The following is a 17,820-nucleotide window of genomic DNA, read 5'->3' on the forward strand; positions in this document are numbered from 1 at the left end:
TGAACTTTCGTTCCCCTGCATCGACACCAGGTCGGTGAAGGGCGCAAATGATCGGCAGACGTAATTGATCAATGTTTCGCCCGGCTGTGCGATCGATGGTCTCAGAGATGTTTTCTCTCCGAATCTTGCCGTTTAGAAAAAGCCTAATAATGAACGACCTTGCAATTTGGGTTGCTTTCCCGGAACTTATCAACTGCCTTGCCTGTGACCTTCGTGTTATAGCACTTTAATGATTTCAAAGGCAACGCAGACAGGGGATCGATCTTTTTAACACCCGTATTTGAGCAGTCCAGAGACTCAAGATTTGACAACTCTTCTAACGCACTGAGGCTACTCACCTGCGTGCCTGAGCAACTGAATGATTTCAGCTGCTGCAGACCCTTTATCGGCCGAAGGTCTTCAACAGGTGTATTTGAAATATCAAGAGAGGTCAGTTGCGCCATGGAACGCAGGGGCTCAAGATTTTTTATCGGACTATTAGTGGCTTTCAATACCCGTAGTGTTGGAATCTTAATCAACGGAGACAGGTCACTAATCGACGTTCCGGACAGGTCGAGTTCTTTGAGTCTGACGAACTCCTGCAACACCGAAAGATTGCTGACGGCCGCGTCTTTCACACGAACGACCTCGCCCTCAACCAAACGATGCAGGTCCTCTTTTTGATTTCCCTCTGTGATATTGACTGCTTCGTTCAAAACTTCTTTCCATGCTCCAGGAAGGTCTTTCCACCATCTTACAAGAGTGTCGGTCTTGAATACAACCAGGCACTTTGGCTGTCGGTGCAAGAATTCCTGAACAACGGAGTCGCTGATGGACGTACCATCCAAAAATACCTTCTTCACCGTACCTACATTTGACAACGCGCTTATGTTGTTCACTCCAGTGCGATCGGCCCTCAACAAACCAAGCTTCGTAAAATTACTAACGACATCAATGTTATTGACTTTCGTGTCGCTGATATCGAGAACAGTAAGCAATCGCTGATCGCGAATAGGACTTAGGTCCGTAACCGAAGTTTTATCGAGCTTAAGAGAACGTAGACGGGGAACGTTCCTTAATGGTTCAAGGTCTTTTATGGCGGTAACCCCTGACACGTTGAGTGAATCAAGATTGGGGATTCTAGCCAACTCTTCGTTGGTTGGATTCTGTCCGATAGCAGCGGTCTTGATGAATGCAGCCTTCCAGGGTTCAGGAAGTGCATTCCACCAACCGCGCATATCCTCCGAATCATAAATGACGAGTACCTGGGGATTAGCTGCCATAAAAGATTCGGCTACGTCCTTTTGAATCAATGTATGATCACAATATACGCGTTGAAGTTTCTTGAGTGGCACCAAAGCAGTGAGGTCTCCAACCTGAGTCCAGTTTACTGATAACTTCTCCAGATTCTCCAGGCCCTTCAACGGGGTTAACTGTACAACGCGGGAGCTGTCAAGATACAATGTCCTCAACTGTTTCAATCCTGAAATCGGATTGAGGTCCTCCACCATTGTGCCTGAGATATTGAGCTCTGAAAGATTCGACAGCTTCGTTATCGGATTCACTCCCTGAATGCCTGTTCCGGCTACATCGAGCATTTTGAGTGTCGTGAGATTTTCAAGCATCGTGAAGTCTGTGATGCGCGTACCTCTAATCTCCAACTGTTCGAGGTGCATCATCCGTTCTACAAAGCTGAGATCGGCAACCTTTGTAAAGCTGAGATTCAGCTTTGTCATGTTGTCTGAATAACGCAATGCCGTTGCGTCTTCGATGTTTGTATATGATGCGTTGAGTTCTATCAAACCGGTGAGGTTGCGTAGGGGGCTCAGGTCGACGATAGGTGTGTGTGAAATATTAAGCACCTGAAGGTTGACCAGGGCGGTGAGCGGCTCAATGTTTTGAACCAGATGATTCTGACTAAGATCGATTGATTCAACGTCCATGACGGATTGGATATCTGTAATATCCATCGTGTCGCTTACGACATTGATTCTCTTCTTGAAGAAAGACTGCCATTCGTATGAAAGTGAATTCCACCACGTTAGAAGCGACGTCCGTTCATCGAATTCCTTGGTATAAATGCTAACGATCTTCAGGTCCTTGGCATTCTGATCGTAATTGATCTCGACAAACCGGGGCATCGTGCTGTTTACAACGCGTCCTTCCATAGTTGTGCCCCTCATATTGCGTACGATAGATACTTTGTAAAACAGTTTGCCGTTAGAATTAACGCTGCCCTTGATATCTTTAATGTTGAATTCAAATTTCACATCCTGAAAGAAGAAATCGACGTCTTTCAGATAGGCCTGAACATCCTTGTTGGTGATGACGTTGCGTTTTTCCACGAGATCATCCTCCACCTGGACTTTGCCGTCGCGGAAAATTTTAGTATAGCTCTCGGTTACGAGAACGTCTTTATCCCGGGCAGATGATTCGCTGCTTCCAAGAGTATTGAGAATATACTCAAGGAACTTAATGATATCCTTTACTTCCTGCTCGTGCTGTTTTATTTCTGATTTCGCCTGCTGAGCAGATACATTGGCGGTACAGAAAACCAGAAGAAGAACAGCGAGCGCGTTAGCGACCTTCATAGTAGAGATAGCGTTGCAGAATTTTCCTTTCCTGATCATTGTTCAACTTAACAAGGTTCGAAATCAACCATCCGGTATTGTAACCTGATCGATTGAATTCAGAGATTTCAAAGTACCATCCTTTCACCTGGAAGAAATGGAACTTTACGGACTCTACCGTCTTAAATTTCATATTGCCACGCTTTACTTCATAGAAAAGAAGTGTGAGGTGGTCTGGTCTGAAACGTCGCACAGAGAACTGGGCAATGCTGTCAGTATAGTTGAAAGCCTTGCGCAGATTCATAAAATCGAGTTCATGGCTCATCGGATGCATGAACCTGCCCACGCGGGTTGTGTCTCTTATAAAATAGGGATCAAACACGTCGGCATGGGCCCGGCTGATCACCCACTTACTCCCCACCTGAGCTTTTTCAATTTCCATGAACAGCGTAACAGTTTCTGACTTGCCATTCAATGTAAATGTTGTATTCACTTCGGCGAACCAGCTGCCTCCATGAAATTCCAGCACCGCCGGAGGCGCGCTCTCGAGTACGTCTTTTGCAAATTGTACTTTGAGGTCGCCTCCGATGTTGTTATTGCTGGCATCGAAAAGCATTCCGATGTATTTCTTCCGGAGCTTCTCGCTGCGATACTGTTTGTCTTTTGGATAATAGCGGTCGCCTTTTTCGTTTTCCTCTCCGTTGAAACGGCGGAAGAATTGATTTACCTGTTTGGTCTCAGCGTAAAGGCGACTTTCGTCCTCCTTGTCAAGGAGTTGCGCATGCAATCCAAATCCGCTGATCAGCAAAACAAATAATACTACTAAAGGCTTCTGGAATCTCATGCACTCGTTTCGCTAACACGGATATCGCCCAACAACACATCCCAAAACTCCACTGTTCTTCCGGCGATCTGAGTCTTCTTCCGCTCCACGTAGATCGTGATGTCCTTTTTAGTAGTGTCTTTGTATTTCATTCCATCATCAGATGTTCCTTCAAACTTCTGATAGATAGTAACGACTCCAACGTAACGGCCATCGGGCTGACGCTCGAGGTCGCTGATGTAATGAATATCATACCATGAAATGGTTACGCGATCATAGTTCAAAGCGATAAGGCGTTCAAAGTACTTGCGTACTTTGTAGTAGTTAATCTCTTTTCTATTGAGAGAAGACACGCCCATTTCGCTCTCGGGCGCAAAGAGTTCCTCCGCGCGATCCATTACGCGCTGTGCTTCAGAGTAAGGAGTCTTCTTACTTCCAATAATAGAGATGTACTTACTTAAGTCGCGCACTTTCTCCAGGGCAAGAGAATCGATTGCCTGCTTGCGGGCTGGGCTTATGTCGGCGGTTTGTGCTGATGCACTCGCTGCAGTCAGGACAATGAAGAAAATGACGGAATATATATACTTAAACATGGTGTGGATTTTTAGAATGATGGTGTTATTGTTTTACAAGTTCAACTTCTGTGATCTTACCGGAGCCATCGAACTTGAGCTCACCGATCTTATCTGCCTTTTTCTTCTGATCCTTCAGATAGTTGAGATAGTTGCGTATCGTCGTAGGGCGATCGTAGTCTTTTTGACCTGCTGCCTCGTGGATGACGATGAGTACAGGAGTTTCTGAAGAAGAGAACAGTGTAAGAGCCTCATTGATGCTGGCATTGGCTGCATCTGCCGACGATGCACTGCTGATTGAATTAAAGTAGCCTTCGAGCTTCGCATAAGGGGCGCGCTTTCGTTCCTCTGCTTCACGCGCTGCGCGCTCTTCCGCTTCACGCTTTTTGCGGGCCTCTTCTTCCTGTTGGCGTTTTAGTGCTGCTTCCTTCTCAAGGCGTTCGCGTTCCGCCGCTCCCGCATCTACTTCCATAGCCTTCTTTTTGCTTTTACAAGCTGTGCCTACTGAGGCCAGGGCGACAAAGAGGGCGAAGAAAGTTAGCCTTGGAAGCGTTCTCAGGAATCGGATCGTATTATATTTCATGGGTTGTAAGTTGTTTTTCCAGATGATGGCCAATCTTGCTCGTTGGGTTCAACGAATAATTATGCCAGAAATAGCCAAAGTTATCTTTGCTAACGAACTAAAAAATAAATTTGGTATTCACGCGTTAGCTTATTGCGGAGAAAATTCCGCAATGTTTGCAACAATAGCAAACTAATTTTTTTGAGCTGCCGCTGAGGTAGTTGAACCGTCTACACTGTGGTGGTCGCCGGTCTGTCCTTACCCATCATCGTCCGCTTGAGATTTCTTCGGGCAAGCAGTGTCGCCGTTATACTCAAGACGGCACCAAGCAACATCGGGGCTCCGGGAAGATACGTATGTCCGGGCATTGTGAAGTAGGCGAATATGCTGGTCATGAGTAACGGACCGATGATTGAAGTTACGCTCATCAGACTGGTAAGTGCTCCCTGCAGTTCGCCCTGTTCATTCGCAGGCACCTGAGTTGATATGATACCCTGTAATGCCGGCCCTGCAATCCCTCCCATGCAATACACCACCGTGAATGTAAACATCATCCATGTTTTGGTTGCCAGTGCGTAGAGTACAAAACCGGCAGCGGTGAATCCTAATCCAACGTAAACACTTCGTGCCTGACCAAGCTTTGGTATAATGATTCTGATCAGTCCCCCCTGAACAATTGCAAACATGGCACCTACTAGAGCCAGTGAGATTCCAACGGTCTTGTGGTCCCAGGCAAACTTCTCTTCCGTATAGTACACCCAGTTGGTCTGAACGGCATGGGCGGAAATATAGATGAGTATCAGTGAAACTACCAGCCCGAGGATAACCGGATAACGTTTCAGTCTCGTCAGTGAGCTGACGGGATTAGCACGCGACCACTCGAACTTTCTTCTGTTCTCTGGCTTAAGTGATTCCGGTAAGATAAAGAAACCATATAACCAGTTAATGAGTGAGAGCGCGGCGCTCACCATGAAGGGCACGCGGGATCCATACTCGCCCAGCACACCGCCGAGGAATGGACCAATGATAAACCCCAGACCGAATGCAGCACCTATAATCCCGAAATTCTGAGCACGGGTCTCCGGAGTACTAACGTCAGCGATGTACGCCGCTGCTGTGGTGAAGCTGGCTCCCATGATTCCTGCGATCACGCGACCAACAAACAGCCATGCTAGTGTTGGAGCAAATGCCAGAAACAGGTAGTCCATACCAAACCCAAACAAGGACGCAAGAAGCACGGGACGCCTTCCAAAACGATCGCTCAATCCGCCCATAATGGGTGCACACAGAAATTGCATCAGGGCATAAGCGAACGACATCCAGCCGCCATAAACTGAAGCTTCGCTCACCGTGCCGCCGGTCAGTTCCTGAATCAATGCAGGTACAACAGGAATAATAACACCGAGGCCAATGATGTCAATCAGCAGCGTAATGAAGATGAAGATCAGTGCACTTTTCTTTTGAGCCATTCTTGATGGAGATTAGGATCTTGTGTATGCCAGGAGATTCAATGCTGGGATGGTAGCGCTGATGACCTGCTAACTTTTCTGCTAAAGTAATGTCATTTTTTTGAGTTGGCTTCCATTTTACTATCAGAGTATTTAGAGTTTGGGATGTTTGGAATTTGAGAAGCATAACCGCAAAATGTAAAACTCTGAATGTAAAACGTAAAAAGTTTGGTTTCGGAACTTCTTAATACCTTGTCTATTCCATTTTTACAGTAGTAGCCATTTCATGATAACGGCACAGGGAGTTTGCCCAGCGCATTTGTTCTATCGTATGGCATTCAGCCTCGAAGAGCCTGGGTGATGCTACAAGTATACAAATCCCGCGGGCCCTGCTCGTAGCAACGTTAAGCCGATGCGGATTGAAAAGAAAGCTCATGCCTCGCGGCGCATCAGAAACCGATGAACTAGTCATCGAGTAGATTACTACCGGAGCCTCCTGCCCCTGAAACTTGTCAACGGTACCGATATGCAACTCGGGCAGTTGGCCAAGCAAAGCCGATACCTGTGAGTTGTAAGGCGCAACCACCAGGATATCTTTGATGGTAAGTTTGCGCGTCCTATTTTCTGCATCAGTCCATGTACCCATTGCCAGCAGCTGATGCACGATCTTCTCTATCACTGATACCTCTTCATAGGAGCGATCCTGATTTGTGACATGATGCACCGGGACATAAAACAGACCAGCACCGTCAAATTTTGTATCGCCACCAACACGTTGACTAGTCAACTCCGGCAATGACCTTAACCGGCCTTCGTAGAACAATTCAGAAGTAAACGCACAGAGTGCAGGGCAGAGACGACGCGTTGTGGACAGAAAAAGTCCACGCCCAGTTTGAATGGTAGCATGACCGTCGAGCAGGTAATTCAGAGCAGAAACATCACTACCTTCCGGATGTGCGCCTCGCTGAGGTTGCTCTAGTTGTTGTGGGTCACCGAGAAGAATAATATTTCGTGAACAACGGGAAGCCGCCAGCACATATGAAAGCGACATCTGTCCGGCCTCATCCACGAAAAGGTAGTCAAGCGACTTATCAAAGTTCTTATCGGCCCATAACCACGCCGTTCCTCCTAGCGCAAATCCCTGATCCAGTAATGACCGGGCCGCCTTGTTATCCAGTATTTCCTGCACGTGCAGCGATTGAACATCGTCTTTGTCGCTAACCTTATGGGCAAGCCGCACATCAGTATCGCCAGACAGCTCCTTAACTTTATTAAGAAGGTTCCGGATAACCTTATGGCTAGTGGCCGTCACACCTATCTTCTTTCCGGCTTTGATCAGGGCAAGTATCATAGCGGCACCTGTGTGTGTTTTTCCGGATCCCGGGGGGCCCTGAATGGGAAGGATAGATTTATCCAGATGAAGTGCCCAGTGAACCGCTTCATCGAGCACGTCGGCATGGACAAGGGGCGAATATCCGCCCGTGGTGACTGGAGCGCGTTTCATCAAAAGGTCTTTGGACGCGGCATACGGCCAGCTATGTCCGAGGCCATCCTCTTCGAGCTGAACTGCGAGGTCCATCAATGCAGTAGGTAATGGCTCAAGCGGTGGCGTTTCAGCAAGATGAACAGACTCCGCGTGCATATTCAGAGACTGATCACGCTTCTTGATATCAACAAAGAGCTCTTTCAGAGAGATCTCCCTCACCGTGCCCAGCTTCTCTCCTTTGACTGCAACCACTTCATCGCCCTCATTCAATGAGGTTTCCTGTGGATGAAATGAATATCGATGCGTTGTGTTTCTTTCCTTGCCACGCTTTGGCTGTACGCCGACAAAGGTCATACCGCCTATTGCTTTGCGCTCCGATATAACATCTTCATCGTCGAGTTCATGAAGTCTGTAATATTCCCAGTAAGCACTCTTGGCTTCCCTGCGAAAATAATCGATCATATGGGCCAACAGCCACATTGCCCGGTTCTCATTGCTCCAGTTATTTCGATCCTCAGGTAACGCGCTGACGATGCTGTGAAAGATCTGTGTGCTCCTCGTTTCAAGCAGTTCAATTTCCTCGCCCGCCTCTCCTGTCTTCAGCAACGGGCGTTCGAATTTTTCACCTGCCGCCTCCCGTCGCGTACGAATCTTTTCAAGCCAATCGTGCAGGGCGGCCGTGGCGCGGCAATCGTCATCGTTGTATCGCTCAACAGTTTCCGATACGTCAGCCGGAAGATCGTTGAATTGATGGAGCTCAAGGGCGACTTCCAGGACTTTTCGGGCCGGCCCTGCATCGGTCAAATCAATCTGACGGGTATAGGTAGTAAACTTTTCAATCTCTTTCAGTGAGTAACGTTCAACGCTGGCCATTAACGATTCCTTCACCACGGCATGAAGGTCGATGAAGCGCTCTGCTCGTAATAACTGGTCGACCTCCTTTTCATAAATAGCATGCACACGCGCCAGTCGTTTGATGGCAGAAGGTTCGTAAGGAGCAAAATGGTAAATATGAAATCCAGGATATCGTTTCCATCGGCCCATCAGAAAGTGCATGAATGCGCCAAAGGCATCCCGCTCTTCCATTCGTGTGCGACTCCATCGACCTGAATACTTCAGATCATTGGCGTCCCGTACCACATAGCCCAACAGGTACTCAAGGCCGCCCGCATCAAAAAATGGATCGCCCTCGATATCAAAGTAAACGTCTCCTTCATTCGGTAACGGCAGTCTGAAAAGTCCTCTTCCAGACTCAATAGGAAGGTCCTTCTCCAGCAACTCTTTGGCTATACGCGCCTTGTATTGAAGTTCAGCTTGTGTCTTGCGCCGTAACAAAGCTTCGAGGTTACCCTGCAGCGGAGCCTGCACTTGCGTTGTCAGCGCAAATTGCTCAAGAGTCCGAATGTTCTGTCGCGAAAGCTCCTCTACCTGTGCATTGCGCATGCCTGCCACGAGCGACAGGTGATCATCATCTCTCCATTGTGTATCACAACGTTTCCACCATCGGCATACTCCACAATGTTCAACCGGCACAGGGTATGTCTTAACGCTATTGTCCTTGACGAATGATTCAAGCCGATCCTTCATCATCTGGTAATAGGCCCTGAAGTCGTCGAATCGATATGACTCAGGTTTGAAGTCAACGTCCGGCCTGATGATATGCATATACCCGGGAGTTGTGCCCAGCATTTTTGCAAGCAGGTCGGTATAGAGACACAGCTGGAGGATTGCACCACTTTTTGTTTGACGTGCCAGCTTTGTATCCTGTACTTCATACGTCCAGGGCCCAAAAGAACTATTTCCGTCAACTTTGATAATGATGTCGGCAATTCCACCCCACGCTCCTTCTGTTAACGTCGCCTGGATGAGAACGTCAGCACCGTTTTGCAATGCTTGGCTGGTTGCCTGGCTGTCTTTTCCACGCAAGTCGACAATGGTGAGCCCACGACTTCTTAAGTTTTCCACGTAAGCGGCTTCGTGCATGGCTCCGCGCTGAATCAGGGCTTCGATCGCAGGGTCTTTTCGATAGGGCCGTTTCAACTCACCCAATGCAACACGTTTGGATAACGAAGTGAGGTGCTCGCAACCCAGGTAATCCGACAGATCGGTGGCCGAAAACCTCAATTGATCATTCTGAAAATTCATCTTTTCACTCTCCCCTTCGTAAAGAAATAAAATCACACTGACAACCTTTGTCGTAACTTCACTGATGGTTAAAAATGCTGGTTAAAATTAGTCGGGAGATCTTGTGACCTAATTCGGCATATTTGATTATTGTCAAGGATCCAGGTCCTTTAACAGCTTCCTCCGAAGAACGATTAAAGCATCAAAATTCAAATTTTTGGATCCCAACATTAAGACAAAACGCGTTTTCCAGGCCAATTTCAAGACATTTTGGCGGCCGGACCTAATTTCCAGTTCAATTTCCCATAATTCGGGGACGCCTGACCTAGGATGAACCTAGGGTGGACCTACGGTGGACCTAGGATGAATAGTCAGAGCCGGGTGTTTAAGCAGTAGGACCGCGTCTCGGCGCGACTCCGGCCGGACCCTAAAGTTTTTCCGTCCGAAGTGCAACCTACTCAGGTCATTCTCGGTCTTATGAAACGGTTGCGACATCTTAACGGTTGCTGCAGCTTTATGATGAATCGTGACGAGAAACCGAGAACTTGCAATGAACACCTGCCAAATCTAATTCAGTCTTCTAAACAAAACAAAGCCATAACCGCATGAAGTATTTCGCGACCTGCCTGATGATCTGCATGATAGTATCCTCGGCCGTTGTCGGTCAATCCCGGCAAACAAAGAATGTCGACACCTTTACAAAGATCTCCTTCCGTGTGCCTGGAAAGATGTATGTCAGACAGGGAAGTCCTCAAAAGGTTGAGATCGAAGGCGACAAGGATGCATTGGAGAAAACCATTGTTAAGGTTGAAGGATCGAAGCTTATCGTGGGTCGCGAAGGCAAGTGGTCGAACTGGAACTTTGGCGACGATGATGAAGTGAACGTTTATGTTACTGTAAAAGACGTAAATGCGCTTAACGTCAGTGGCTCAGGCGACATCATTGTTGAAACTAAAATTGTCACCAATGAACTTGAGCTTAACGTGAGTGGATCTGGAAATCTCAAAGTAGAAGCCGAAGTATCGGGTCCTATGGAAGCCGATGTTTCTGGTTCAGGTGACCTCGATGTAAAAGGACGCTGCGCGTCGCTCAACAGCGATGTAAGCGGTTCAGGAAAGGTGACCGCAGGTGTTACTGTCAGCAAGAGTGCTGAGTTCGGAGTTTCAGGTTCAGGCAAAGTTGAAGCGAGCGGAAGTGCCTCGGATGTTAGAGTGTCCATCAGCGGCTCCGGTAAGGTATTAGCTTCCAACATGCAAACAAACACATGCAACGTGCGCATTTCCGGTTCCGGCGACGTAGAGATTTCCGTGAAGAACGAGATCGATGCCAACATCACCGGAAGCGGTTCGGTTCGCTACCGCGGTGAGCCAAGCAAGGTCAATAGCCATGCGACAGGCAGTGGCAGCGTACGAAAGATGTAAATCATACTTAAAATAACGAGAAAGCAATAAGACCTGACGATTGGTAGTCGTCAGGTCTTATTTTTTCCGTTTCGGCAGGAGATGCACAAAGGGCAATCGCCTTTAGTCCTGAACTTTCTCTTTCAGATACACCAGTTGGCCGGCATGGTAGCCCACGTGCGCGAGACGCGTTACGATAACATTGAGCTTATTTCTATTCGGCTCTTTAGCGAAGTCTGACTCGCTCACAGCAGTGTGACGATCAAGCCATTCGTGTGGATCCATCGCTTCGAGTTTCTCAGTCAATCGTTGGTTCACTTCTTTCCATTTTAATCGAAGGGATGCTGCATCGGGATAACCTTTACCGGCATCTGGTGTCCTGATGAAAAGAGCATCCAATTCAGGATAGAGCCGATCGCCAAAACCCAGTAACGGGTAGATACCATCGTGCACGGCAACCATATGTCCAAGAATGTAAATACCAGTGTTTCTGCCTGGTGCGGTTTGATTTGCCAAAGTCTCGTCGCCAAGTTCATCAACCACTTGTGTAAATCGTTTAAGCTGCAATGCCCAGGCCTTGAGGAATGTTTGAGAAAATAGTAATGATTCGGAAGATTTGGTGAGGGTTTCCATGTGTATTAGTTTAGTATGACACAAATGAAGCAACAACGACAAGGCATTATGCGTTCACGCAAATCCAATTAAAAAGTATGGGAGTAAACTACGAGCTGGAGACGGCCATCCAATTGGTTATCTCGTTTTTTATTGGAGCTATCATCGGCGCCGAACGCGAGTATCGGACGAAGACTGCCGGATTGCGTACGATGATCATGATCAGCCTGGGGTCTACCATTTTTACGGAGGTATCCATTACAATGGGAGTAAATTCTCCTGACCGGATTGCTTCGAATATTGTTACTGGCATTGGCTTTCTTGGGGCGGGTGTAATATTCAAGGATGGTCTGTCCATTAGTGGAATCACCACTGCGACAACCATTTGGATAACGGCTGCCCTGGGCATGTCAGTTGGAGCAGGGCAATATTTCATTGCTTTAGGCGGTACGGTTGTGGTGGTTATAGTGTTATCAGTGTTTGAAGTCTTTTCCAACAAGATCAACAGGATGCACCAGGAGCGGACCTACAAGATCACCTTTGCCCACTATAGCGACTTTGAAAGGACTATTATGAAACGAGTTTCGGAGTTAAATCTCTCTTATAAGAAGGAACGGGAAATGAAGACTGCCGACAGCTATGTATTGGTTTTTCACCTGCGGGGAAGTGAAAAGAGGCTCGACAATTTTAATGGGTTCCTGAAGGAATCGGATCAGGTGTCGGCATATGAATACTAGTCCTGAGTCGTTAGTCCTGAGTCCTGAGTAAGGTCGTAGTAGTTGAGTTCTTCATTTTCTGATGCTGCTAATATTATTAATACTCAGGACTAAGGACACAACGGGCGTGGCCAGCATCCGTACGAAATCGTTTTCGTAACTGAAGGAAATTGTTACCTTACCTGCAAAATCAGTGATCATGAAGGAGCAAGAACTTGGCGTCGAGATCCGCATTGACCGAAATTCCCGCATTCCCAGATACCGGCAAATCGTTAATTCCATAATTGACGACATTGAGAGGGGCGTGCTTTTGGTAGGTCAACGGGTGCCCTCCATCAATGAGATCAGTGAGGAGTATTATTTGTCGCGCGACACGGTAGAGAAGGCATACAATGTTCTGAAGGAGCGCAAAATCATCGTATCTGCAAAGGGAAAGGGCTACTATGTTGCCCGTAACGTGCTCCCTTCGAAGATTAATGTGCTGTTCCTTTTCAATAAGTTAAGTTCCTACAAACTTCAGATTTACAACGCGATGGTTACGCGACTGGGGCAAAATGCGCAGGTGGACCTTGTTGTTTACCACTGCGATCCCCGTCTTTTACTAAATGCACTACGGGAGAATAGCGGGCGCTATGACATGTATGTCGTGATGCCGCATTTCAAAGATGCCGCCCTCGCGCACCAGAGTACTGATGAGGAGGTAATAGAGGAACTGAAAAAGATCCCTGCTGAGAAGTTGCTCATTCTGGACAATCATATTGCGGCATTGGACGAAGATGTGGCGTCTGTATACCAGGATTTCAAAATGGACATTTTCGAGGCGCTGCAGGAGGGAATGGAACGCCTCCGTCGCTACGACAAGCTGATACTAGTTTATCCCACAAAATCACTATACCCCTACCCGCAGGAGATTCTTCAGGGGTTTCAAAAGTTTTGCACAGATTTTGGATTTTCATTTGAAGTCCTTAACGAGATCTACGCCGACATGGAATTACATGTACGCGATGCCTATATCCTTATTGAAGAGTCCGACCTGGTAAATCTTGTAAAGCAAATTCGCGATCGTAAAATGGTAGCGGGGAAGGACATCGGCGTAATTTCCTATAATGATACTCCGCTGAAGGAGCTATTGGGCATTACTGTGATTTCCACTGACTTTGAGACTATGGGAGAAACCGCCGCTTACATGATACTTAAAAGGAAGAAGGAAGTGGTCAAGAATGTTTTCCGCTTTATCAACCGCGATTCTATTTGATGCGACAGCGGTTATTATGGCAAATAGAATACCTCCTCAAGAGAGGTTGATACTGGCGAATAATCCGGATTTGTATCCATGATGTCCGCCATATGTTTCCACCATCTATGCACGATGGGGTTCTCACCCAGTGTTTGTGATCCACGACCGCCGGCCCTCTGCTTCTGAAAGGCAAAAAGTGTGTCTGTTTCATCATCCAGGAAGATTGAATATTCAAATACTCCTGCCTCGGCAAGCAACTGGCGAAGTTCGGGCCAGAGGGCATCATGCCGTTTTCGGTATTCCTCTTTGAAGCCCGGCTTAAGCTTCATCTTAAAGGCGAGACGCTGGACTTCCCCTGTCATGATGCCTGGATTTAAAACTTTGATACTGAAAAACTTTTGAGATTATTGCGGCGCCGGGCATACGGCTAAGCAACCTCTATGGCCCTAAGGATTTCCTTCAAACGCGACACATATTACACATTACGGCTGTTTTAACCGAAAATAATCAACCATGACAGTGCATGACGCGCTCCAAGTGCGACATGCGCAAATTGCTTTAATTCGACTATATGGGTGTTGTTCTCGGCGTCATCTTTCACTTCATAGGCGGCTTCGCCTCAGGTAGTTTTTACGTTCCATACAAGAAAGTCAGAAGGTGGTCGTGGGAAAGCTACTGGATCGTCGGCGGATTGTTTTCCTGGCTTATCGTCCCCCCCCTTGCAGCGTGGCTGACGCTTCCTGGTTTTGGTCAGATCATTTCATCTACACCAAGCAATGTTATTTTCTACACCATTCTGTTTGGAGTACTGTGGGGGATTGGAGGCCTAACGTATGGGCTGGGCGTGCGGTACCTTGGTATGTCACTGGGCAACTCGGTTGTATTGGGTTTCTGCTCTGCATTTGGTGCACTTGTTCCTTCCATCTATTATAATTTCTTCCCTGCGCCGGACAAAACAACCCTTTCACAACTGCTCACTGAGACCTGGGGACAGGTAGTCCTTTTGGGAGTTGTCATTTGCCTGATCGGCATATATGTATGCGGACGTGCCGGTGTTCTCAAAGAGCGTGAGATGAATGAAGAACAGAAAAAACAAAGTATATCGGAATTCAATCTGGGCAAAGGTCTTTTCGTCGCTATAACTTCCGGGATTCTCAGCTCATGTTTCAACTTCGGTATTGAGGCCGGCAAGCCAATGGCAGAGCAGGCTGTAGCCCTGGGGTTAAATCCTCTGTATCAAAACAATGTTACTTATGTAGTTTTGCTCTGGGGGGGGTTAACAACCAACCTGCTGTGGTGCCTGTTTCTGAATACGCGCAATAAAACGTTTGGTGATTATACCAACGAACGTGCCCCATTAACCAGCAACTATCTGTTTTCAGCGCTGGCAGGGACAACATGGTTTTTACAGTTCTTTTTCTACGGTATGGGTGAAAGTAAATTGGGTAACGGTGCAAGCTCGTGGATCCTTCACATGGCTTTCATCATACTCATCGCCAATACGTGGGGGATTATTTTGAAGGAGTGGCATGGTGTGAGCAGTAAAACCAGGAATACAATTATTGCTGGCATTTCATTGATCATACTTTCTGTTATGGTTGTTGGGTATGGAAATGCAATTAAGTGAGTGATTGCAATATCAAAACGCAAATCCTGGGTTTAACAACCCCCAGGTATTGAGTGAATGCGGAGTAAAGAGATATATCAACTTTTAACATATTTCAAATATGTCAACAAAGGCTAAAACAGAATTCAAGCACGTGAGCTATCTGTGGGATGACAAGAAAGCAGCAGCACTGGAAGGCGATGAAGTAGGACTTCTGATCTATCGATCAAACCTTCTGGGGGCCGATCTTCGACTCACCAACTATGGTGGCGGAAACACTTCATGCAAGGCGATGGCTAAGAATCCGCTGACCGGAGAATCAACGGAGATCATGTGGGTAAAGGGCTCTGGTGGTGATATCGGAACACTCAAGCGCAGTGGCCTTGCTGCCTTATACGTGAATCGCCTCCGGGCGCTTGAACGAGTTTACAGGGGTATTGAGCATGAAGATGAAATGGTTGAACTCTTTAATCATTGCATATTTGACCTTGCATCGAAGGCGCCGTCGATAGATACTCCGCTACATGCATTTCTTCCGTTCAAACACGTGGACCATCTCCATCCGGATGCAGCGATAGCAATCGCTGCGGCGAAAGATGGAAAGAAGATAACGCAGGAGTTATTCAATGGAACCATCGGATGGGTTGAATGGCAACGCCCCGGCTTCGATCTGGGACTTAAGCTGCGAGAATGTCTTAATGAAAATCCGGGTATTCGCGGGATCATGCTGGGTTCACACGGGTTGTTCACGTGGGGCGACACAGCCTATGAAAGTTATATCAATACATTAGAAGTTATTGAGCGTTGTGCTCAGTACCTGGAGGACAACTACGGAAAGAAGCGTCCGGTTTTCGGAGGATCGAAAATACAATCAGCGCCTGCGGATAAGCGAACAGCACAGGCATCTGTGCTTGCGCCTGTGCTGCGTGGGTTCTGCTCGTCACATGTACGCATGGTAGGACATTTCACCGATGACGAACGGGTTCTTGAATTCATAAATTCGAAAGATTTGGATCGTCTGGCTCCGATGGGAACCAGCTGTCCGGACCATTTCCTTCGTACGAAGATCAGTCCGTTGGTGCTTCCGCTTACTCCTGATCAGGACCTGTCGGATGCAAAAGCAATCAGAACAGCGCTAGCGCCTTCTTTCGATGAATATCGTAAGATGTATGCAGAGTACTACAACACCTGCAAGCATGCTAACAGTCCGGCTATGCGCGATCCAAATCCAGTGGTATTGTTATATCCGGGCGTAGGGATGTTTACGTTTGCCAAGGATAAGCAAACCGCACGTGTTGCTGCCGAGTTTTACATCAATGCGATTAATGTTATGAAGGGCGCTGAGGCTGTTTCTTCTTACACATCATTGCCAAGACAGGAAGCATTCAATATTGAATACTGGCTGCTTGAAGAAGCCAAGCTTCAGCGTATGCCTAAGCCGAAACCACTCTCTGGTCGTATAGCGCTCATTACCGGAAGCGCTGGCGGCATTGGAAAGGCCATTGCCAAAAAGTTTGTCGATGAAGGTGCATGCGTTGTATTGAACGACAACGATCCTCAGAGATTGAAGGAAGCGGAAGAGGAATTTAATAAGCTTTACGGTAAGGATGCGTTCTGCACGGCCGTTCTTGATGTTACAAGCGCATCTCAGATAACAACAGCATTTGAAACAGCCGCGCGCTATTTCGGCGGCGTCGATATTATTGTGAACAATGCCGGACTTTCTATTTCAAAACCAATCGATGAACATACTGAAAAAGATTGGGACATACTTTATGATGTACTGGTAAAAGGTCAGTTCCTGATCACACAGGCAGGTGTTAATGTCATGCGCAAGCAAGGTATTGGCGGCGATGTCATTAATATTGTGAGCAAAAACGCCCTTGTTTCAGGACCGAACAATGCTGGCTACGGGTCGGCAAAGGCTGCACAGCTTCATTTGAGCAGACTCAATGCAGCAGAACTGGGACCCGATAAGATTCGTGTCAATGTCATTAATCCGGATGCTGTAATTGCTGACAGCAAGATCTGGGCGGGTGCCTGGGCCGAAGGTCGCGCGAAAGCCTACGGTGTGAAAGTGGAAGAGCTGCCAGCGTACTATGCCAAGAGAACATTGCTGAATGAAATAATATTGCCGGGTGATATCGCGAACGCCTGCTTTGCAGTTGTTGGTGGACTGCTGAATAAGTCCACGGGCAATGTCATTAATGTTGATGGTGGGGTAGCTGCAGGGTTTGTACGTTGAGTGATTCGTATTTTCAATCTTGTTCAGAGCAGGTTTAGAGTTTTGCGTTTTGTGGTTCTTTAGCAGGAATGCAACCGCAATATGTAAAACTCTAAATGTGAAATGTAAAACCCTGGTAAGCTCGCGGGGTCATATCTGAAAAGACTCGTAGTGAACTACGTGCTCTTCGAACTCCAGCAGAGTGCCCTGATCTTCGGGATAGTAAACGGCCTTATCAAATTGTTCGCCTGCAAATTTCTTTATAGAGTCTATGCTATCCCATTCCGTGACGGTATAGAAATGAGCAACGTCATGCTCAACTTTGCGCCAAACGCGGACGGAAAGATTTCCCTTCACTTTTTTATAGTCTTCTGTTCCCTTTGTCAATAAGAACTGTAGGTATCGGTCGGAGTCTGAGAGGGAAGTTCGACCATGCCAAACGCGTGTGATCATTGTGCAGG

Annotated in this window: 14 protein-coding genes; 5 read left to right on the forward strand and 9 right to left on the reverse strand. The window is 47.3% G+C overall.

The window, feature by feature from the left end; genetic code table 11:
- Positions 1–143: 143 nt before the first annotated feature.
- The 6 genes from WBG78_RS11075 to WBG78_RS11100 form a co-directional block, all read right to left on the reverse strand.
- Positions 144–2,570 carry a leucine-rich repeat domain-containing protein gene (locus tag WBG78_RS11075; RefSeq protein ID WP_337326488.1) on the reverse strand — a complete coding sequence of 809 codons (2,427 nt, stop codon included), beginning with the start codon at positions 2,568–2,570 and terminating at the stop codon, positions 144–146.
- Positions 2,557–3,393, reverse strand: a complete 837-nt coding sequence (locus WBG78_RS11080) for a hypothetical protein (RefSeq protein ID WP_337326489.1) — start codon at positions 3,391–3,393, stop codon at positions 2,557–2,559. Before WBG78_RS11080 ends, WBG78_RS11075 begins: the two co-directional genes overlap by 14 nt.
- Positions 3,390–3,965 (reverse strand): hypothetical protein, encoded by a 576-nt coding sequence (locus WBG78_RS11085; RefSeq protein ID WP_337326490.1) that lies wholly within the window; start codon positions 3,963–3,965, stop codon positions 3,390–3,392. The genes WBG78_RS11080 and WBG78_RS11085 overlap by 4 nt, the downstream gene beginning before the upstream one ends.
- Positions 3,966–3,990: 25 nt before the next feature.
- A complete protein-coding gene (locus tag WBG78_RS11090; RefSeq protein WP_337326491.1) occupies positions 3,991–4,527 on the reverse strand; it encodes a nucleoid-structuring protein H-NS in 537 nt (178 codons plus the stop codon).
- 209 nt (positions 4,528–4,736) lie between these two features.
- Positions 4,737–5,975, reverse strand: a complete 1,239-nt coding sequence (locus WBG78_RS11095) for a TCR/Tet family MFS transporter (RefSeq protein ID WP_337326492.1) — start codon at positions 5,973–5,975, stop codon at positions 4,737–4,739.
- Positions 5,976–6,210: 235 nt separating this feature from the next.
- A complete protein-coding gene (locus tag WBG78_RS11100) occupies positions 6,211–9,621 on the reverse strand; it encodes a TM0106 family RecB-like putative nuclease (RefSeq protein ID WP_337326493.1) in 3,411 nt (1,136 codons plus the stop codon).
- 548 nt (positions 9,622–10,169) lie between these two features.
- Here WBG78_RS11100 and WBG78_RS11105 point away from each other — a divergent pair.
- A complete protein-coding gene (locus WBG78_RS11105) occupies positions 10,170–10,985 on the forward strand; it encodes a head GIN domain-containing protein (protein ID WP_337326494.1) in 816 nt (271 codons plus the stop codon).
- A 102-nt stretch (positions 10,986–11,087) separates the two neighbouring features.
- Here the strand turns inward: WBG78_RS11105 and WBG78_RS11110 are convergent, their stop codons facing one another.
- Positions 11,088–11,597, reverse strand: coding sequence for a DinB family protein (locus tag WBG78_RS11110; RefSeq protein WP_337326495.1), 510 nt, complete (start codon positions 11,595–11,597; stop codon positions 11,088–11,090).
- A 77-nt stretch (positions 11,598–11,674) separates the two neighbouring features.
- Between WBG78_RS11110 and WBG78_RS11115 the strand changes: the two genes are divergently transcribed.
- Both WBG78_RS11115 and WBG78_RS11120 read left to right on the forward strand, forming a co-directional pair.
- Entirely contained in the window at positions 11,675–12,313 is a 639-nt protein-coding gene (locus WBG78_RS11115) for an MgtC/SapB family protein (protein WP_337326496.1), read from the forward strand.
- A 178-nt stretch (positions 12,314–12,491) separates the two neighbouring features.
- Positions 12,492–13,547 (forward strand): GntR family transcriptional regulator, encoded by a 1,056-nt coding sequence (locus WBG78_RS11120; RefSeq protein ID WP_337326497.1) that lies wholly within the window; start codon positions 12,492–12,494, stop codon positions 13,545–13,547.
- 14 nt (positions 13,548–13,561) lie between these two features.
- Here the strand turns inward: WBG78_RS11120 and rhaM are convergent, their stop codons facing one another.
- Entirely contained in the window at positions 13,562–13,891 is a 330-nt protein-coding gene (rhaM, locus tag WBG78_RS11125) for an L-rhamnose mutarotase (RefSeq protein ID WP_337326498.1), read from the reverse strand.
- Between the two features lie 209 nt (positions 13,892–14,100).
- Between rhaM and rhaT the strand changes: the two genes are divergently transcribed.
- Positions 14,101–15,156, forward strand: a complete 1,056-nt coding sequence (gene rhaT / locus WBG78_RS11130) for an L-rhamnose/proton symporter RhaT (protein ID WP_337326499.1) — start codon at positions 14,101–14,103, stop codon at positions 15,154–15,156.
- Between the two features lie 100 nt (positions 15,157–15,256).
- Positions 15,257–17,380 (forward strand): bifunctional aldolase/short-chain dehydrogenase, encoded by a 2,124-nt coding sequence (locus tag WBG78_RS11135; protein WP_337326500.1) that lies wholly within the window; start codon positions 15,257–15,259, stop codon positions 17,378–17,380.
- A gap of 129 nt (positions 17,381–17,509) precedes the next feature.
- Here the strand turns inward: WBG78_RS11135 and WBG78_RS11140 are convergent, their stop codons facing one another.
- Positions 17,510–17,812, reverse strand: a complete 303-nt coding sequence (locus tag WBG78_RS11140) for an antibiotic biosynthesis monooxygenase (protein WP_337326501.1) — start codon at positions 17,810–17,812, stop codon at positions 17,510–17,512.
- Positions 17,813–17,820 lie beyond the last annotated feature (8 nt).

Origin of the sequence: Chryseolinea sp. T2 (assembly GCF_037203685.1) — a bacterium.
GTDB lineage: Bacteria > Bacteroidota > Bacteroidia > Cytophagales > Cyclobacteriaceae > Chryseolinea.